We start from the raw sequence: 2,613 nt of genomic DNA, 5'->3' as shown, positions 1-2,613 counted from the left end.
CGAATGAAACAGATTACCACAGGGAAGCAAAAGTTTTTCTTATAGGCAAAGCAACTGAAGAAGATGGAACAATACCCGTTCACTGTCATCTTACAGTCTCTAACGACCCTGCAATGCTGCCCGGCATGTATGTAAAGGCAATGATTGAAACACGAACAGAAGATCTACCAGCACTACCTGTAGAAGCAATTATTCAATCAGAAGGAAAGGATTACATTTTTATACAATCAGATACTGCACAAAACAAAACAACCTTTAAAATGATACCTGTTGTAAAAGGAATAGAACAGGAAGGGTTTGTAGCGGCTACATTGCCTGATGGCTACGATATGAGAGTAATTAAGATTGTTATAAAAGGAGCTTATGCTTTATTATCAGCGATGAAAAATGTAGAAGAATAAATTTAATTTCAATATAAATAAACCATTACTTATAATAAAACAGACTTATGGCACTCGATATTATTATTACATTACTATTAGTTTTTCTTAATGGCTTTTTTGTGGCTGCGGAGTTTGCCATTGTTAAAGTAAGAACATCTCAAATAGAAACAAAAGGACATAAGAATTTAAATATTTCCAATACGGCTAAAAACATTTTGAAAAACCTTGACGGTTATTTAGCTGCTACCCAATTAGGCATAACATTAGCCAGCCTCGGTTTAGGATGGATTGGCGAAGGAGTAGTAAGCGCTATCATTTTACGCATCTTCCACGGGTTCAATCTTGACCTTTCAGCACAGACTGCTCATAACCTGGCGTTACCTATTGCCTTTGCAGTAATCACCATTTTGCACATTGTGTTCGGTGAATTAGCTCCAAAATCCGTAGCTATCCGCTACCCTGTTAGAACAACATTTGGAGTAGCACTTCCATTAAGATTATTCTATGTTGTTTTCCGTCCTTTCATTTGGGCACTGAATGGATTGGCAAATGTGCTTTTAAAATTAGTAGGAATTAAACCCATGCACGGAACAGAAATACACACCGAGGAAGAATTGAAAGTCATCATCCAGGAAAGCCGTGAGGGTGGACAAATACAACAGGTAGAGCAAAATATTGTTGAAAGAGTGTTTGCACTGGGCGATAGGAAAGTAAGTGAGTTAATGACCCATAGAAGAGATTTAATTTGGTTTGAAGTGAATGACACACTGGATATAGTTAAGCAAAAATCAGCAATGGAAACGCATTCTGTTTATGTGGTTGCTAAAAACCGGTTAGACGATTTGCTCGGTGTAATTGCAATCAAAGATATTTTTCCAAAAGATTTTAACGCACAACCATTCAATCTTAAAGACTTTATTAAAAAGCCAATATTCGTACATGAAAACACATCTGCATATAAAGTGCTGGAACAATTTAAAAATACCAAACTTCATTATGCTATGGTGGTTGATGAATATGGAGGCTTACAGGGAATGCTTGCTATGGATGATATTGTAGATGCTTTGGTTGGTGATGTCACCGAATACAACCAGGAAGAATACCAGATAATACAACGTGATAACAATTCATGGCTGGCAGATGGACAGTATTCTTTTTTTGAGTTCCTTATGTATTTCAATATAGAAGATGATGTTAAATCTGAAGGCAACTTTAATACTCTTGCCGGTCTGATAATACATCTTTTAAAAAACATTCCAATTGCGGGACAAAAAATTAAATGGAATGATTTTGAATTTGAGGTTATAGATATGGATGGAAACAGAATAGATAAAATTTTGATTACAAGAAATAATTGAATGCCAAATCCATTTGGTGCATTAAGAGATAAAATATTTTTAAAACTTTATCTGTCGCAAACCATCAGTTTATTAGGTGATGCATTTACCTGGGTAGGTATTGCATTGCTTGCCTTTCAGTTTGGAGGCAATCATTCAGCAGCCATTTTATCTACAGCATTAACATTAAGAGTAACAGCATTTATTTTATTTGGTCCTCATGCAGGTGTACTTGCAGACAGGATAGACCGTAAGAAAATAATGTACATCACCCACTTTGTACGAATGGCAATAGTAGGATGTTTACCCTTTGTAACAGAAGCATGGCAGATTATGTACTCATATTTTTTCTAAATATTTTCAACTCCTATTTTACACCGGCATATAAGGCAGCAATACCGCAATCAATAAAAAATGAAGACAATTATAGTTCAGGCATTGCCTTATCAAACGCCACAAATCAATTGCTTGGTGCATTAGATTCATTACCGGTAGCGACTTCTTAATGGATGGCAGTGTAACCGCTGCTTATTGGTACGGTGAGCTTGCGCCGAAAGGATAATAGGGTATCAAACACTTGTGAATATAATTGTCAGAGTTTTGTGGAAGCGGAGCCTACATGTAGAGGCATAAGTATTTCAGGTCAAGGTGCTCAACATAGTATAATCAGCATAGCATAGGCAATACCTAATAGTTTGGTTGTTTTGCTTTGTTGTACAATTAACTCTAAGCCTGTTTACTTCCCAACCGTAGCTTTAAAAAAATGGTAAGTATTTTTGTTTCCGTAAAAGGCTTAACCAAAGCTTTTTTACTTTTAGAAACCTCATAAAGTAAATGATAGGTGGATAGTTCAATAAGAAACAAACTGGTACAAAGAGTGGTAAAAATGAAGA

At 35.8% G+C, this 2,613-nt stretch carries 3 protein-coding genes and 1 pseudogene; all 4 read left to right on the top strand.

The annotated features are described in order from the left end of the window. Positions 1-401, top strand: a pseudogene (locus tag ABI657_RS19185) (efflux RND transporter periplasmic adaptor subunit); the annotation flags it as partial. Positions 402-448: 47 nt separating this feature from the next. Further along, positions 449-1,741, top strand: coding sequence for a hemolysin family protein (locus ABI657_RS19180; RefSeq protein ID WP_348098873.1), 1,293 nt, complete (start codon positions 449-451; stop codon positions 1,739-1,741). Further along, complete coding sequence (locus ABI657_RS19175; protein WP_348098872.1) at positions 1,742-2,074, top strand: hypothetical protein; 333 nt, start codon at positions 1,742-1,744, stop codon at positions 2,072-2,074. Next, a complete protein-coding gene (locus ABI657_RS19170; RefSeq protein ID WP_348098871.1) occupies positions 2,044-2,226 on the top strand; it encodes a hypothetical protein in 183 nt (60 codons plus the stop codon). The genes ABI657_RS19175 and ABI657_RS19170 overlap by 31 nt, the downstream gene beginning before the upstream one ends. Positions 2,227-2,613: the final 387 nt, after the last annotated feature.

The organism is Flavobacterium sp. (assembly GCF_039930565.1).
Classification (GTDB): Bacteria; Bacteroidota; Bacteroidia; order Flavobacteriales; family Flavobacteriaceae; genus Flavobacterium.
The sequence above is the reverse complement of the archived record's forward strand: the minus strand, read 5'-3'. Positions and strand labels throughout refer to the sequence as shown.